Origin of the sequence: Aminobacter sp. BE322, assembly GCF_050433525.1 — a bacterium.
Taxonomy (GTDB): domain Bacteria; phylum Pseudomonadota; class Alphaproteobacteria; order Rhizobiales; family Rhizobiaceae; genus Aminobacter.
On sequence record NZ_JBNPXB010000006.1, the window covers coordinates 67,492 to 81,454 of the forward strand.

General features: G+C 63.0%; 26 protein-coding genes. All 26 read right to left on the bottom strand.

The features are described 5' to 3' along the window. Positions 1-28 precede the first annotated feature (28 nt). The 26 genes from J2X50_RS11410 to rpsJ all read right to left on the bottom strand — a co-directional run bounded on the left by J2X50_RS11410 (position 29) and on the right by rpsJ (position 13,913). Positions 29-1,039: a DNA-directed RNA polymerase subunit alpha gene (locus J2X50_RS11410; protein WP_429094888.1), complete on the bottom strand. Its 1,011-nt coding sequence runs from the start codon at positions 1,037-1,039 to the stop codon at positions 29-31. 97 nt (positions 1,040-1,136) lie between these two features. Beyond that, on the bottom strand, positions 1,137-1,526 hold the full coding sequence (gene rpsK / locus J2X50_RS11415) for a 30S ribosomal protein S11 (RefSeq protein WP_340039903.1): 390 nt from the start codon (positions 1,524-1,526) through the stop codon (positions 1,137-1,139). 127 nt (positions 1,527-1,653) lie between these two features. Beyond that, positions 1,654-2,022 (bottom strand): 30S ribosomal protein S13, encoded by a 369-nt coding sequence (gene rpsM, locus J2X50_RS11420; RefSeq protein ID WP_018427862.1) that lies wholly within the window; start codon positions 2,020-2,022, stop codon positions 1,654-1,656. 184 nt (positions 2,023-2,206) lie between these two features. Further along, on the bottom strand, positions 2,207-2,800 hold the full coding sequence (locus tag J2X50_RS11425; protein WP_347966228.1) for an adenylate kinase: 594 nt from the start codon (positions 2,798-2,800) through the stop codon (positions 2,207-2,209). Beyond that, complete coding sequence (gene secY / locus J2X50_RS11430; protein WP_429094890.1) at positions 2,797-4,137, bottom strand: preprotein translocase subunit SecY; 1,341 nt, start codon at positions 4,135-4,137, stop codon at positions 2,797-2,799. The genes J2X50_RS11425 and secY overlap by 4 nt, the downstream gene beginning before the upstream one ends. A gap of 130 nt (positions 4,138-4,267) precedes the next feature. Then, positions 4,268-4,741 (bottom strand): 50S ribosomal protein L15, encoded by a 474-nt coding sequence (gene rplO / locus J2X50_RS11435; RefSeq protein ID WP_347966230.1) that lies wholly within the window; start codon positions 4,739-4,741, stop codon positions 4,268-4,270. 21 nt (positions 4,742-4,762) lie between these two features. Next, a complete protein-coding gene (gene rpmD / locus J2X50_RS11440; protein ID WP_067961904.1) occupies positions 4,763-4,960 on the bottom strand; it encodes a 50S ribosomal protein L30 in 198 nt (65 codons plus the stop codon). A gap of 25 nt (positions 4,961-4,985) precedes the next feature. After that, positions 4,986-5,561, bottom strand: a complete 576-nt coding sequence (gene rpsE / locus J2X50_RS11445; protein WP_340039889.1) for a 30S ribosomal protein S5 — start codon at positions 5,559-5,561, stop codon at positions 4,986-4,988. Between the two features lie 129 nt (positions 5,562-5,690). Beyond that, positions 5,691-6,050 (bottom strand): 50S ribosomal protein L18, encoded by a 360-nt coding sequence (gene rplR, locus J2X50_RS11450; RefSeq protein ID WP_429094893.1) that lies wholly within the window; start codon positions 6,048-6,050, stop codon positions 5,691-5,693. Positions 6,051-6,128: 78 nt separating this feature from the next. Then, complete coding sequence (gene rplF, locus J2X50_RS11455; protein WP_347966232.1) at positions 6,129-6,662, bottom strand: 50S ribosomal protein L6; 534 nt, start codon at positions 6,660-6,662, stop codon at positions 6,129-6,131. A gap of 35 nt (positions 6,663-6,697) precedes the next feature. Continuing rightward, positions 6,698-7,096, bottom strand: a complete 399-nt coding sequence (gene rpsH / locus J2X50_RS11460) for a 30S ribosomal protein S8 (protein ID WP_429094896.1) — start codon at positions 7,094-7,096, stop codon at positions 6,698-6,700. Positions 7,097-7,108: 12 nt separating this feature from the next. Further along, positions 7,109-7,414, bottom strand: a complete 306-nt coding sequence (rpsN, locus tag J2X50_RS11465; protein ID WP_347966234.1) for a 30S ribosomal protein S14 — start codon at positions 7,412-7,414, stop codon at positions 7,109-7,111. A 27-nt stretch (positions 7,415-7,441) separates the two neighbouring features. Further along, positions 7,442-7,999 carry a 50S ribosomal protein L5 gene (gene rplE / locus J2X50_RS11470; RefSeq protein ID WP_340039880.1) on the bottom strand — a complete coding sequence of 186 codons (558 nt, stop codon included), beginning with the start codon at positions 7,997-7,999 and terminating at the stop codon, positions 7,442-7,444. Beyond that, a complete protein-coding gene (gene rplX / locus J2X50_RS11475) occupies positions 7,992-8,306 on the bottom strand; it encodes a 50S ribosomal protein L24 (protein ID WP_340039877.1) in 315 nt (104 codons plus the stop codon). Before rplX ends, rplE begins: the two co-directional genes overlap by 8 nt. A gap of 12 nt (positions 8,307-8,318) precedes the next feature. Further along, positions 8,319-8,687: a 50S ribosomal protein L14 gene (gene rplN, locus J2X50_RS11480; RefSeq protein WP_006205457.1), complete on the bottom strand. Its 369-nt coding sequence runs from the start codon at positions 8,685-8,687 to the stop codon at positions 8,319-8,321. 72 nt (positions 8,688-8,759) lie between these two features. After that, the gene (gene rpsQ, locus J2X50_RS11485) at positions 8,760-8,999 is read right to left on the bottom strand and encodes a 30S ribosomal protein S17 (protein WP_018427850.1); all 240 of its coding nucleotides are present in this window, start codon (positions 8,997-8,999) and stop codon (positions 8,760-8,762) included. Positions 9,000-9,010: 11 nt separating this feature from the next. Continuing rightward, positions 9,011-9,211, bottom strand: coding sequence for a 50S ribosomal protein L29 (gene rpmC, locus J2X50_RS11490; protein ID WP_340039532.1), 201 nt, complete (start codon positions 9,209-9,211; stop codon positions 9,011-9,013). A 13-nt stretch (positions 9,212-9,224) separates the two neighbouring features. Then, positions 9,225-9,638: a 50S ribosomal protein L16 gene (gene rplP, locus J2X50_RS11495; RefSeq protein ID WP_018427848.1), complete on the bottom strand. Its 414-nt coding sequence runs from the start codon at positions 9,636-9,638 to the stop codon at positions 9,225-9,227. A 27-nt stretch (positions 9,639-9,665) separates the two neighbouring features. Next, a complete protein-coding gene (rpsC, locus tag J2X50_RS11500; RefSeq protein ID WP_340039529.1) occupies positions 9,666-10,385 on the bottom strand; it encodes a 30S ribosomal protein S3 in 720 nt (239 codons plus the stop codon). After that, complete coding sequence (gene rplV / locus J2X50_RS11505) at positions 10,385-10,774, bottom strand: 50S ribosomal protein L22 (RefSeq protein ID WP_019171222.1); 390 nt, start codon at positions 10,772-10,774, stop codon at positions 10,385-10,387. The genes rpsC and rplV overlap by 1 nt, the downstream gene beginning before the upstream one ends. A gap of 1 nt (position 10,775) precedes the next feature. Next, on the bottom strand, positions 10,776-11,054 hold the full coding sequence (gene rpsS, locus J2X50_RS11510) for a 30S ribosomal protein S19 (RefSeq protein ID WP_035032279.1): 279 nt from the start codon (positions 11,052-11,054) through the stop codon (positions 10,776-10,778). A gap of 15 nt (positions 11,055-11,069) precedes the next feature. Further along, positions 11,070-11,903: a 50S ribosomal protein L2 gene (gene rplB, locus J2X50_RS11515; RefSeq protein ID WP_429094918.1), complete on the bottom strand. Its 834-nt coding sequence runs from the start codon at positions 11,901-11,903 to the stop codon at positions 11,070-11,072. Positions 11,904-11,925: 22 nt separating this feature from the next. Next, entirely contained in the window at positions 11,926-12,219 is a 294-nt protein-coding gene (locus J2X50_RS11520; protein ID WP_340039522.1) for a 50S ribosomal protein L23, read from the bottom strand. Beyond that, entirely contained in the window at positions 12,216-12,836 is a 621-nt protein-coding gene (gene rplD, locus J2X50_RS11525) for a 50S ribosomal protein L4 (protein WP_347966235.1), read from the bottom strand. Before rplD ends, J2X50_RS11520 begins: the two co-directional genes overlap by 4 nt. Continuing rightward, positions 12,836-13,546 (bottom strand): 50S ribosomal protein L3, encoded by a 711-nt coding sequence (gene rplC / locus J2X50_RS11530; protein WP_340039518.1) that lies wholly within the window; start codon positions 13,544-13,546, stop codon positions 12,836-12,838. Before rplC ends, rplD begins: the two co-directional genes overlap by 1 nt. Positions 13,547-13,604: 58 nt before the next feature. Next, positions 13,605-13,913, bottom strand: coding sequence for a 30S ribosomal protein S10 (gene rpsJ / locus J2X50_RS11535; protein WP_006205468.1), 309 nt, complete (start codon positions 13,911-13,913; stop codon positions 13,605-13,607). Positions 13,914-13,963: the final 50 nt, after the last annotated feature.

Here is a 13,963-nt window from a genome sequence, read left to right on the forward strand (position 1 = left end):
TTTGGGTCTGGTTCTAGAGGCCTGGGCCTCAGTATTGATCTTCGTAACGCTTGGCGAGGTCTTCGATGTTTTCCGGCGGCCAGTCCGGCACTTCCATGCCGAGGTGCAGCCCCATCGCGGCCAGGACTTCCTTGATCTCGTTGAGCGACTTGCGGCCGAAGTTCGGCGTACGCAGCATCTCGGCTTCCGTCTTCTGGATCAGGTCGCCGATGTAGACGATGTTGTCGTTCTTGAGGCAGTTGGCCGAACGGACCGAAAGCTCGAGCTCGTCGACCTTCTTGAGCAGCGCCGGGTTGAAGGCGAGCTCGGTGACGGCCTCAGCCGCGGTTTCCTTCTGCGGCTCCTCGAAGTTGACGAACAGCGCGAGCTGGTCCTGGAGGATGCGCGCGGCAAAGGCCACCGCGTCTTCGCCCGTGATCGAACCGTCGGTCTCGATGGTCATCGTCAGCTTGTCGTAGTCGAGAACCTGGCCCTCGCGGGTGTTTTCGACCTTGTACGAAACCTTCTTGACCGGCGAGTACAGGTTGTCGACCGGGATGAGGCCGATCGGGGCGTCTTCGGCGCGGTTGCGCTCGGCGGGCACGTAGCCCTTGCCGGTGTCGACCGTGAACTCCATGCGGATCTCGGCGCCCTCGTCGAGGGTGCAGATGACGTGATCCGGGTTCAGGATCTCGACGTCGCCGACGGTCTGGATGTCGCCGGCGAGCACGGCACCGGGGCCCTGCTTGCGAACGACCATGCGCTTCGGACCATCGCCTTCCATGCGGATGGCGATTTCCTTGATGTTGAGCACGATGTCGGTGACGTCCTCACGCACGCCGCCGATCGAGGAGAACTCGTGCAGCACGCCGTCGATCTGGACGGCGGTGACGGCAGCGCCGCGCAGCGACGACAGCAGCACGCGACGCAGCGCGTTGCCCAGCGTCAGGCCGAAACCACGTTCCAGCGGTTCGGCCACCAGCGTGGTCAGGGTCTTGTTCTTTGACGAGAACTCGATCTTGTTCGGCTTGATCAGTTCCTGCCAGTTTTTCTGGATCATATTCGCTTCCTTCCGATACCCCGCCACCATCCAATCGTGGCGAGCGAACTGGAAGCCGCAGACGAGCGCCTGGGCGCCGTGCGGCGGTGAAATGTGCTTAGACGCGACGCTTCTTGCGCGGGCGGCAGCCATTGTGCGGGATCGGCGTCACGTCGCGGATCGACGTGATGGTGAAACCCGCAGCCTGGAGCGCGCGCAGCGCCGACTCACGACCGGAACCGGGTCCGCACACCTCGACCTCGAGGGTGCGCATGCCGTGCTCCTGAGCCTTCTTGGCAGCATCTTCGGCAGCCATCTGGGCTGCGAACGGGGTCGACTTGCGCGAACCCTTGAAGCCCTGGGCACCGGCCGACGACCAGGCAATCGCGTTGCCCTGCGCGTCGGAGATGGTGATCATTGTGTTGTTGAAGGTCGAATTGACGTGGGCAACGCCCGACGAGATGTTCTTGCGTTCGCGACGACGAACGCGACCGGCTTCCTTGGCCATGGTAGTCCTTTCAGTTGATCTCTTCACCGCCGTAACGCCAGCGGCTACACCAGCCTGCATTTAAGGTGCCAGGCCAAACACCCGCCCAAAAGGCGAAACCGGCGGGCCGAAACCCGCCGGGAAAACCTTACTTCTTCTTGCCGGCAATCGCCTTGGCCGGCCCCTTGCGGGTGCGGGCGTTGGTGTGCGTGCGCTGACCGCGCACCGGCAGCGAACGACGGTGACGCAGGCCGCGGTAGCAGCCGAGGTCCATCAGACGCTTGATGTTGATCGAAACTTCGCGGCGCAGATCGCCTTCGACCTGATAGTCGCGGTCGATCGTCTCGCGGATCGCCAGAACTTCGGCGTCGGTCAGCTGGTTGACGCGACGCTCGGCCGGGATACCCACCTTCTCGATGATCTCCTGGGCGAACTTCTTGCCAATGCCGTGGATGTACTGAAGCGCGATCACGACGCGCTTGTTGGTCGGAATATTGACGCCGGCTATACGAGCCATCTTTTCACTCCATTTGGGCCGGACAGCGCCGGCGCTTCAAGTTGTCCCGCGTCCGGTGGAGGCCGGCCCTTGCGGGTTTTCCGTATCAATGCGTATGCATGCCCTCACGGGCAAGCAAAATCATGCCTGAATGGAAGACGGGCCGCCATACTCCGGATCGGCCCGTCCGTCAAGACCCCAGGCGCTAATTGCGCAGCGTATCCGCCAGGACCGCGTCGATCTGAGCGGTCACGTTGTCGATCTCGGCCATGCCGTCGACCTGCTTCAGCAGGTCGTTGGCATAGTAGTAGCCGATCAGCGGCGCGGTCTTCTTGTAGTACTCGCGCAGGCGTTCGTCGAACACTTCCGGATTGTCATCCTTGCGCGGCGGAAGGCCGGCGGCCTTCGCCTCCTCGGCACGCTTGACGATTCGGCCGACCAGCGCCTTGTCGTCGACGACGAGCTCGACGACCACGTCCAGCGGCATGCCACGCTCGGCGAGCATGTCGGCGACGGCATCGGCCTGGGCCAGCGTGCGCGGATAGCCGTCGAGGATGAAACCGCGGGCGCAATCATCCTGGTCGATGCGCTCGGCGACGATCGCGTTGACGATCTCGTCGGACACCAGACCGCCGGCATCCATCACCGCCTTGGCGCGCAGTCCAACTTCCGTCTTGGCTCCGACGGCTGCACGCAGCATGTCACCGGTTGAAAGCTGAGGTATGCCGTGCTTTTCGACCAGCCTCTGTGCTTGCGTCCCCTTGCCCGCCCCCGGCGGTCCAAGCAATATCAGCCTCATCTTCCCCTCTTACCTCCGCGGAGCTTCGACTTCTTGATCAGACCCTCATACTGATGGGCGATCAGGTGACCCTGAATCTGCGCCACCGTGTCGAGAGTTACATTGACGACGATGAGAAGCGAAGTACCACCAAGGTAGAAGGGCACGCCCGTCCACGAAATCAGGAACTCCGGGATCAAGCAGATGACCACGAGGTAAGCGGTGCCGATGACGGTGATGCGTGTCAGCACATAGTCGATGTATTCGGCAGTGCGTTCACCCGGACGGTATCCGGGGATGAAACCGGAATGCTTCTTCAGCTGGTCGGCCGTGTCCTTCGGATTGAACACGATCGCCGTGTAGAAGAAGGAGAAGAAGATGATCATGCCGGCATAGAGCGCCATGTAGAGCGGCTGGCCGTGGCCAAGGGCGGCCATGATCGCGCTCGCCCAGCCGGGCAGCGTCGTCGTGTTCGCGAAGCCGGCGAAGGTCGCGGGCAGCAAGAGCAGCGACGAGGCGAAGATCGGCGGAATCACGCCGGAGGTGTTCAGCTTCAGCGGCAGGTGCGAAGTATCGCCCTGGAACATGCGGTTGCCGATCTGACGCTTCGGATACTGGATCAGCAGGCGGCGCTGGGCGCGCTCGAAGAAGACGATCACGGCGATCAGGACGATCGCAAGCACGATGATCGCCAGGATCAGGCCCGTGGACAGGGCGCCGGTGCGGCCGAGTTCCAGAGTGCCGCTGATCGCGTTCGGCAGGCCGGCGACGATGCCGGCGAAGATGATGAGCGAAATGCCGTTGCCGATGCCGCGGGCGGTGATCTGCTCGCCGAGCCACATCAGGAACATGGTGCCGCCGACGAGCGTGATGACCGTCGAGGCGCGGAAGAACATGCCGGGATCGGCGACGATGCCGTTGCCGCTCTCGAGCCCGACGGAAATGCCGTAGGCCTGGACGAGTGCGAGAAGGACCGTGCCGTAGCGGGTGTACTGATTGATGATCTTGCGGCCCGCCTCGCCTTCCTTCTTCAGCGCTTCAAGCGACGGGATGACCGACGTCATGAGCTGCATGATGATGGAGGCGGAGATGTAGGGCATGATGCCCAGGGCAAAGATCGCCATGCGCTGCACGGCACCGCCGGCGAACATGTTGAAGATGCCGAGGACGCCGCGGCTCTGCTGGGTGAAAGCCTGGGCGAAGGCGTCGGGATTGATTCCCGGGAGCGGAATGTAGGTGCCGAGGCGATAGACGAGCAGCGCGCCGAGCGTAAACCAGATGCGCTTCTTGAGATCTTCGGCCTTGGCGAAGGCTGCGAAATTCAGATTGGATGCAAGTTGTTCTGCAGCCGATGCCATAGAGGACACTCCCTTGGTCACGCCGCATGCCGCAAGCCGGCGCGGCGTGAGTCACCGAAGCCACGAAATAGGCTCCGGACGGTAAACATGCAAGCGGCGGTATCTCTACCGCCGCCAGCTCGCAAACCTTTTACTCGGCAGCTGCCGTTTCCGGTAGCTTCACCGATCCTCCGGCCTTCTCGATCTTCTCGATCGCCGGCTTGGAGGCGCCGGCCACGTCGAAGGCCACCTTGGCCTTCAGCTCGCCGTCGCCGAGGATCCGGACGCCGTCCTTGACGCGGCGGATCACGCCGGCCTTGACGAGTGCCTCGCCATTCACGGTTTCCTTCGCGTCGAGCTTCTTGGCATCGATCGCGGCCTGGATGCGGGCCAGCGACACGGTGACGAAGCTCTTGGCGAAGATGTTGTTGAAGCCGCGCTTGGGCAAACGGCGATAGAGCGGCATCTGGCCACCCTCGAAGCCGTTGATCGCCACGCCCGAACGGGACTTCTGGCCCTTGACGCCGCGGCCGCCGGTCTTGCCGGAGCCCGAGCCGATGCCACGGCCCAGGCGCTTCTTCGAATGGGTCGCGCCGGAGTTGTCACGCAGATCGTTGAGTTTCATATCCTGTCTCCTGCGCTCGGCTTAGGCCTCGTCCACGACGCGGACGAGGTGCTGCACAGCAGCGATCATGCCGCGAACCGAAGGAGTGTCCTCCAGGGTGCGCTTGCGATGCATCTTGTTGAGGCCGAGGCCGACCAGCGTGGCACGCTGCTCCTTCGGCCGGCGGATCGGGCTGCCGATCTGCTCGACGGTGATGGTCTTGGTTGCTTTCTTGGCCATGGTCTAGATCCCCTGGTCCCAGCGACTATTCTTCCGCCGCGACCGCGGAACCGCGGCGGGCCTGAAGCGTCGAGTACTTGATGCCGCGCTGCGCAGCCACATCCTTCGGATGCATCTGGCTCTTCAGCGCATCGAAGGTCGCACGAACCATGTTGTACGGGTTCGACGAACCCATCGACTTGGCGACGACGTCGTGCATGCCGAGCGTCTCGAAGACGGCGCGCATCGGGCCGCCGGCGATGATACCGGTACCCTGCTTGGCCGAACGCAGCAGAACGCGGCCTGCGCCCCAACGGCCTTCGACGTCATGGTGCAGCGTGCGGCCCGAGCGGAGCGGCACGAAGATCATGTCGCGCTTGGCCGACTCGGTGGCCTTGCGGATGGCTTCCGGCACTTCGCGCGCCTTGCCATGACCGAAGCCGACGCGGCCCTTCTGGTCGCCGACGACGACGAGCGCTGCGAAGCCGAAACGCCGGCCGCCCTTGACGACCTTGGCGACGCGGTTGATGTGAACGAGCTTGTCGACGAATTCGCTGTCGCGCTCTTCACGGTCACGGCTGCGCTCGCGATCGCGGCCGCCGTCCCTACGTTCTTGTGCCATATTCCTGTCCTTGTTCTTTTCCGGAAGCACGGGGTTAAAACGACAAATCCGGCGTCTATAGCGTCGCCGGATTTATTGCAACTGGGCAGATATGCGGCGCAGCGTCACGCGCTGCGCCGAATGGCTGCGTCAGAAGTTCAGGCCGCCCTCGCGGGCCGCTTCGGCCAGCGCCTTGACGCGGCCGTGATAGATGTAGGCGCCGCGATCGAAGACCACGTCCTTGACACCGGCCTGGGCCGCACGCTCTGCGATCAGCTTGCCGACGGCGGTTGCAGCGGCGATATCGGCGCCGGTCTTCAGCGAGCCCTTGAGATCCTTCTCGAGGGTCGATGCAGCGACGACGGTGTGACCGCGCGAATCGTCGATGATCTGCACGTAGATGTTCTTCGAGGTGCGATGCACCGACAGACGCGGACGGCCGTTCGAGACCGCCTTGATCTGGCGACGGACGCGCGCCGAGCGGCGCAGGGTGGTTTCCTTGGAAGCCATAGTTCTTTCCTTGCCTGAAAGTCCGGGGTGGCCATGTGCGGTAGGCCCGAAGGCCTCCCGCGACCACGCACCGCGGCGTTACTTCTTCTTGCCTTCTTTGCGGACGATCTTCTCGCCTGCATAGCGAACACCCTTGCCCTTGTAGGGCTCGGGGCCGCGGTATTCGCGGATCTCGGCAGCGACCTGGCCGACCTGCTGCTTGTCGATGCCGTTGACCACGATTTCGGTCGGCTTCGGCACCGTGATGGTGATGCCTTCCGGCGTCTGGTAGACGACGTCGTGGCTGAAGCCAAGGGCCAGCTGCAGGTTCTTGCCCTGGAGCGCCGCACGATAACCGACACCGGTGATCTCGAGCTTCTTTTCGAAGCCGTCCTTAACACCGGTCAGGATGTTGACGATCTGGGTGCGCGACATGCCCCACTTGGAGCGCGCGTCCTTCGACTGGTCGCGCGGCTGGACGGAAATCTCGCCGTCCTCCATCTTGACCAGCACTTCGTCGTTGACCACGAACTTCAGCTCGCCCTTCGGGCCCTTCGCCGTCACGGTCTGGCCGTTGACGGAAGCGGTTACGCCCTGCGGAAGCTGAACGGGTTTCTTGCCAATACGAGACATAGTCCTCGTGCCTTTCTTTTTTCAGCCTACGCAGATCAGAAGATCTGGCAGAGGATTTCCCCGCCGACGTTCTGTTCGCGCGCCTCGTGGTCGGCCATCACGCCCTTCGGGGTCGAAAGGATCGAGATGCCCAGGCCATTGGCGACCGGCGGAATCGACTTGGACGAGACGTAGACGCGGCGGCCCGGCTTGGAGACGCGCGAAATCTCGCGGATCACCGGCTGGCCGTCGAAGTACTTCAGCTCGATTTCGATCTCGGACTTGCCGTTGCCGAAGTCGGTCTGGCTGTAGTCGCGGATGTAGCCTTCCGCCTTCAGCACGTCGAGAACGCGGGCGCGCAGCCTGGACGCAGGCGTCGACACGGTCGACTTCTTGCGGCCATAGGCGTTGCGGATGCGGGTCAGCATATCGCCGAGAGGATCACTCAAAGACATATCAAATGCTCCTTACCAGCTCGACTTGACCAGGCCCGGGATCTTGCCCGTCGAGCCAAGGTCGCGCAGCGCGACGCGCGACATCTTCAGCTTGCGATAGTAGGCGCGCGGACGGCCGGTGACTTCGCAGCGGTTGCGGATACGGATCTTGGCCGAGTTGCGCGGCAGCGCCGACAGCTTGAGCTGCGCGCGGAAGCGTTCCTCGATCGGCTTCGACTGATCCATGACGATTTCCTTGAGGGCCTTACGCTTGGCAGCGTACTGGTCCACAAGCTTGCGGCGCCGGTTGTTCTTTTCGACTGAGCTGGTCTTTGCCATTTCAGATTTTTCCTTTGCTCGCTGCCGTTACTGCCGGAAGGGGAAGTTGAAAGCCTTGAGCAGAGCCCGGGCTTCGTCATCCGTCTTGGCGGTCGTGCAAACGATGATGTCCATACCCCAGATCTGGTCGACCTTGTCGTAGTTGATCTCGGGGAACACGATGTGCTCCTTGATGCCCATGGCGTAGTTGCCACGGCCGTCAAAGCTCTTCGGGTTCAGGCCGCGGAAGTCGCGAACGCGCGGCAGCGCGATGTTCACGAGACGGTCCAGGAACTCGTACATGCGCTCCTGGCGGAGCGTCACCTTGGCGCCGATCGGCATGTTCTCGCGCACCTTGAAGCCGGCGATCGACTTGCGGGCGCGGGTCACGACCGGCTTCTGGCCGGCGATCATGGCGAGGTCCTCGGCGGCGACGGACGGCTTCTTCGAATCCGCCGTGGCTTCGCCGACACCCATGTTCAGCACGATCTTGTCGATGCGCGGAATCTGCATCTCGTTCTCGTACTTGAACTGCTCCTGCAGCGCCTTGCGGATGGTCTCCTTGTAGACCTTCTTCAGGCGGGGCTCGTTGGTTGCCTTAGCCATTGATGACTTCTCCCGAACGCTTGGCGACACGCACCTTCTTGCCGTCCTTCTGGATCTGGAAACCGACGCGGGTCGGCTTGCCGTCCTTGGGGTCAGCGAGCGCGATGTTCGACAGGTTGATCGGCGCTTCCTTGGTGATGATCCCGCCCTCTTGGGACTGGGACTGCTTCTGGTGGCGGCGGATCATGTTCACGCCGCGGACGAGCGCGGTGTCTTCCTTCGGCTGGACTGCCAGCACCTCGCCGGTGCGGCCCTTATCCTTGCCGGTCAGAACGACAACCTTGTCGCCTTTACGGATCTTCTGCATTTTACCGGCTCCTTACAGCACTTCGGGCGCGAGCGAGATGATCTTCATGTGGTTCTTGGCGCGAAGCTCGCGCGGAACCGGCCCGAAGATACGCGTGCCGATCGGTTCTTTCTTGTTGTCGACGAGAACGGCCGCGTTCTTGTCGAAACGGATCACGCTGCCGTCCGGACGACGGATGTCCTTGGCCGTGCGAACCACGACCGCCTTCATCACGTCACCCTTCTTAACGCGGCCGCGCGGAATGGCTTCCTTGATCGACACCACGATGATGTCGCCGACGGAGGCGTACTTCCGCTTCGAGCCGCCCAGCACCTTGATGCACATGACACGACGCGCGCCGGAATTATCCGCGACGTCGAGGTTTGTTTGCATCTGAATCATGACTGGCCGCCTTCTTCTTCTCTAACGGGATGGGCTACCGCCCTCCCCGGCTTGTCCAAAATTCGTTCGTTATTACGCCTGGTCCGAAGACACGACGACCCAGCGCTTGTCCTTGGAGATCGGCTTCGACTCCTGGATGAACACGGTGTCGCCGACCTTGTGGGCGTTGTTCTCGTCGTGCGCCTTGTAGTTCTTCGACATACGCACGGTCTTCTTCATCACCGGGTGCGTGAAGCGACGCTCGACCTTGACGACCACCGTCTTCTCGTTCTTGTCGCTGACGACCGTACCCTGCAGGATGCGCTTTGGCATGGTTTTCGTCCTTAAGCCTTCTTGCCGGCCGACTTTTCGGCGGCGATCGTCTTGATGCGCGCGATGTCCTTGCGGACCTGCTTCACGCGCGCCGTCTTTTCCAGCTGACCGGTCGCCTTCTGGAAGCGCAGGTTGAACTGCTCCTTCTTGAGGGAGGCGAGCTCGTCGGAGAGCTGGTCCTGGGTCTTCGTCCTGATGTCCGAGGCTTTCATGATCAGCCCTTCCTTATTCTGCGATGCGCTGAACGAAGCGCGTCCTGACCGAGAGCTTGGCGGCGCCGAGGCGCAGGGCCTCGCGAGCCACTTCCTCGGAAACGCCGTCGATCTCGAACATCACGCGGCCCGGCTTGATACGGCAGGCCCAGTAGTCGACCGCGCCCTTACCCTTACCCATGCGGACTTCGGTCGGCTTCGAGGTGACGGGCAGGTCCGGGAAAATACGGATCCAGACGCGACCCTGACGCTTCATTTCGCGGGTGATCGCGCGGCGGGCCGCCTCGATCTCACGCGCGGTGACGCGGTTCGGCTCAAGCGCCTTCAGTCCGAAGCCGCCGAAATCCAGGTTGGTGCCACCCTTCGCGGTACCGTGGATGCGGCCCTTGAACTGCTTACGGAACTTTGTGCGCTTTGGCTGCAGCATCGTTCTAACTCCAAATTCCTATGCGTATCAGGCGTTTTCGCGACGGCGACGCTCGGGACGCTCGCCAGCGTGCGAATGATCGCCTTCGGTTGCGCGACGCTCGGAAGCCATCGGGTCGTGCTCGAGGATCTCGCCCTTGAACACCCACACCTTGACGCCGCAGATGCCATAGGCGGTCTGGGCTTCGGCCGTGCCGTAGTCGACGTCGGCGCGCAGCGTGTGCAGCGGCACGCGGCCTTCGCGGTACCACTCCATGCGAGCGATTTCAGCGCCGCCGAGACGGCCCGAGCAGTTGATACGGATGCCCTCGGCGCCGAGACGCATGGCCGACTGCACGGCGCGCTTCATGGCGCGACGGAAGGCGATGCGGCGCTCGAGCTGCTGGGCGATCGACTGCGCGACCAGCGTCGCGTCGGTCTCCGGCTTGCGCACCTCGACGATGTTGAGGTGCGTCTCCGAGCGGGTCATCTCGGTCAGCTTCTTGCGAAGCTTCTCGATGTCGGCGCCCTTCTTGCCGATGATCAGGCCCGGACGGGCGGCGTGGATGGTCACGCGGCACTTCTTGTGCGGCCGCTCGATGACGATCTTGGAGATCGCAGCCTGCTTCAGCTCGGCCTCAAGATACTTGCGGATCTTGATGTCCTCGTGCAGCAGCTGGCCGTATTCGCCGGTGTTGGCGTACCAGCGCGAGTCCCACGTGCGGTTGATGCCGAGGCGGAGACCAATCGGATTGATTTTCTGGCCCATTATGCGGCCTCCCCTTTTTCTTCGACTTCACGAACGACGATCGTGAGGTGCGAGAACGGCTTCTCGATGCGGCTGGCGCGACCACGGCCACGAGCGTGGAAACGCTTCATGACGATCGACTTGCCGACATAGGCTTCCGCCACGACCAGTGCGTCGACGTCCAGGTCGTGATTGTTCTCGGCGTTGGCGATAGCCGATTCGAGGGTCTTCTTGACCGTACCGGCGATGCGCTTGCGCGAAAATTCCAGATCGGACAGCGCGGTGCCAACCTTCTTGCCGCGGATCAGCGCGGCAACCAGGTTGAGCTTCTGCGGGCTGACGCGGATCGTGCGGAGGACTGCACGTGCCTCGTTGTCAGCAAGCCTGCGCGGAGCTTTGGCCTTGCCCATGTTACTTCCTCTTCGCCTTCTTGTCCGCGCCGTGACCGTAGTAGGTCCTGGTGGGAGCGAACTCACCGAACTTGTGGCCGACCATGTCCTCGTTCACGGAGACCGGGACGTGCTTCTGGCCGTTGTAGACACCGAAGGTGAGACCGACGAACTGCGGCAGGATGGTGGAGCGACGGCTCCACATCTTGATCACCTCATTACGGCCGCCTTCACGCACCTTGTCTGCCTTCTTGAGCAGATAGCCGTCGATGAATGGGCCTTTCCAGACTGAACGAGTCACTGGGCTTACCTCTTATTAGCTCTTGCGCAGATGACGCGAGCGAACGATGAACTTGTCGGTCGCCTTGTTGGACCGCGTCTTCTTGCCCTTGGTGGGCTTGCCCCACGGGGTCACCGGATGGCGACCACCGGAAGTACGGCCTTCACCACCGCCGTGCGGATGGTCGACCGGGTTCATGGTGACGCCGCGATTGTGCGGACGCTTGCCACGCCAGACGGTACGACCAGCCTTGCCGTCGTTGATGTTGCCGTGGTCCGGGTTGGACACGGCACCAACGGTGGCCATGCAAGAGCCGTGAACGACGCGCTGCTCACCCGAGTTGAGGCGAAGGATCGCCATGCCCTGGTCGCGGCCGACGAGCTGGGCGTATGCACCGGCCGAACGGGCGACCTGGCCGCCCTTACCCGGCTTCAGCTCGATGTTGTGGACGATCGTGCCCACCGGCATCGAACCGAGCGGCATCGCGTTGCCCGGCTTCACGTCGACCTGCTCGCCGGCGATGATCTTGTCGCCAGCCTGCAGGCGCTGCGGAGCGATGATGTAGCTCAGCTCACCGTCGTCGTACTTGATCAGCGCGATGAAGGCGGTGCGGTTCGGGTCGTATTCGAGACGCTCGACCGTGCCGACCACGTCGAACTTGCGACGCTTGAAGTCGATGATGCGGTACGAACGCTTGTGACCACCGCCGATGAAGCGGGCGGTGATGCGACCGTAGTTGTTGCGGCCGCCCGACTTGGTCAGGCCCTCGGTCAGGCCCTTGACGGGCTTGCCCTTGTAGAGGCCCGAGCGGTCGACGATGACCAGCTGGCGGGTGCTCGGCGTTACTGGCTTGAATTTCTTAAGTGCCATTGTCCTGTCCTCGCGACCTTGCTCAGAGACCCGTCGCGACGTCGATCGACTGGCCGTCGGCCAGCGTCACTACCGCCTTCTTGACGTCGCTCTGGCGGCCGATCGTGCCGCGGAAGCGCTTCACCTTGCCCTTGCGGACCAGGGTGTTCACGGAAGTCACCTTCACGCCGAACAGCGCTTCGACGGCAGCCTTGATCTCAGGCTTGCTCGCCTTCTTGGCGACGTTGAAGACGACCTGGTTGTGCTCGGAAGCCATGGTCGACTTTTCGGTGATCGCGGGGCTCACGATCACGTCGTAGTGGCGGAGATCCGTCATTTGAAGCGCTCCTCGAGAGCCTCGACGGCGGCCTTCGAAAGGACCAGCGTGCCGCGGCGCAGAATGTCGTAGACGTTGATGCCCTGGATCGGCAGGACATCGATGTTCGGGATGTTCGTCGCCGCGCGCTTGAAGTTCTGGTCAAGCTCGGCGCCGCCGATCACCAGGGCGTTGCTCAGGCCGAGCGCCGCGAAATTCGCGACCAGGGCCTTCGTCTTCGCCTCGTCGAGCTTCAGCTCGTCGACGATGATCAGGTTCGACGCCTTGGCCTTGGCCGAGAGCGCGTGCTTGATGCCGAGAGCGCGGACCTTCTTGGGAAGATCGTGCTCGTGGCTGCGGACGACCGGGCCGTGGGCCTTGCCGCCGCCGCGGAACTGCGGAGCGCGAGCCGAGGAGTGACGGGCGCGGCCCGTACCCTTCTGCTTGTACATCTTGGCGCCGGTGCGTGCGATGTCCGCACGGCCCTTGGCCTGATGGGTGCCCTGCTGCTTCTTGGCGAGCTGCCAGCGCACGACGCGCTGCAGGATGTCTTCGCGCGGATCAAGGCCGAAGATCTCGTCGGAGAGCTTCACCTTGCCGGCATCCTTGCCTGCGAGGGTGGTAATCTTGAGGTCCATTATTCCGCTCCCTCGTTGGCCGGAGCCTGTTTGTTGGCAGCGCGGATCGCGGCCGGCTTCGGCGCGTTCTCCGGCAGCGCCACCTTGGCGGCGTCGCGCACCAGGATCCATGCGCCCTTCGTGCCCGGAACCGCGCCGCGGATCAGGATCAGGCCGCGATCGAGGTCGGTCGAGACGACTTCGACGTTCTGGGTGGTGACGCGAACGTCGCCCATGTGGCCGGCCATCTTCTTGCCCTTGAACACCTTGCCCGGGTCCTGGCGCTGACCGGTCGAACCGTGAACGCGGTGCGACAGCGAGTTACCGTGGGTCGCGCGGCCACCACCGAAATTGTGGCGCTTGATGACACCCTGGAAGCCCTTACCGGTCGAAGTGCCGGTGACGTCGACCTTCTGGCCGGCGACGAAGTGATCGACGGTGATCTCGGCGCCAACGTCGAGCATGTTGTCGGCGGACACGCGGAACTCCGCGACCTTCGACTTGGGCTCGACCGAGGCAGCGGCAAAATGACCGCGCATGGCCTTCGACGTATTCTTCACCTTGGCGAGGCCGACGCCGAGCTGGACGGCGGTGTAGCCGTTCTTCTCCTGCGTGCGCTGCGCCACGACCTGGCAGTTCTCCATGCGGAGAACGGTGACGGGAACGTGCTCGCCGGCGTCGTTGTAGACGCGCGTCATTCCCACCTTCTGTGCAATAACACCTGAACGCATCGGTTCGTTTTCCTTCAGAGGAGCCGTCCGGTTTGACCCTTCCGGCTCATGTTAGCTCTCAGAGCTTGATTTCGACGTCGACACCGGCGGCGAGGTCGAGCTTCATCAGAGCGTCGACGGTCTGCGGGGTCGGATCGACGATGTCGAGAAGACGCTTGTGGGTGCGCATCTCGAACTGCTCGCGGCTCTTCTTGTCGACGTGCGGCGAGCGGTTCACCGTGAACTTCTCAATCCGCGTCGGCAGCGGAATGGGGCCGCGAACGTTGGCGCCGGTGCGCTTTGCGGTCGACACGATTTCGCGCGTCGAGGCGTCGAGCACTCGGTGATCAAACGCTTTCAGGCGGATGCGGATATTCTGTCCGTTCATCAGTCAATTCCTTGTTCTGGCGCGGCGCGGGCGTATTCCCGCCCGCGACA